Below are 497 nucleotides of genomic sequence, written 5' to 3' on the forward strand. Positions count from 1 at the left end.
CGGGGTGGTCGTGGGCGTCGCGGTCGGCTGGGTGGTGGGCGTCGCGGTCGGCTCGGTGGCGGGCGTCGTGACGGGGGTGGTCAGCTTCGCGTCGCCCCAGTCGCCGTGGTCGCCGGAGGTGCCGTCCCCGCCGTCGGTGACGACGAGGCGGATCTCGGTGGCGCCGGAGACGTCGACGGACAGCCTGCGCGCGGTCGAGCCGGCCCGGACGAGACCCGTCTCGGCGAGCTTGGTCTCCCCGTTCCAGACCTGGAAGACGGCGCTGCCACGGGGCAGCACCTCGTCGTCGATGCCGACCTCGGCGCTGAAGGTGCTCGCACCGCCGGTGGGGACGACGATCTCGGAGGCCGCGTGGACGCCGAAGCCCTTGGCGAACGCCTGGCCGGCCACGGTGAGGGTGGCGCCGTCGGTGCCGCTCAGTTCGCCGTTGCTGCGGTCGGCCTCGGCCGGGCCCCAGCCGTTGCGGACCACGCGGTAGGCGGTGTCGGAGGCGTAGG

Annotated in this window: 1 protein-coding gene; it reads right to left on the reverse strand. The window is 75.1% G+C overall.

What is annotated here, in order from left to right:
• Nucleotides 1–497: NPCBM/NEW2 domain-containing protein (locus tag GTQ99_RS23940; protein WP_205708148.1), on the reverse strand; the 497-nt coding region annotated here is incomplete at both ends.

The organism is Kineococcus vitellinus (assembly GCF_009906315.1).
Lineage (GTDB): Bacteria > Actinomycetota > Actinomycetes > Actinomycetales > Kineococcaceae > Kineococcus > Kineococcus vitellinus.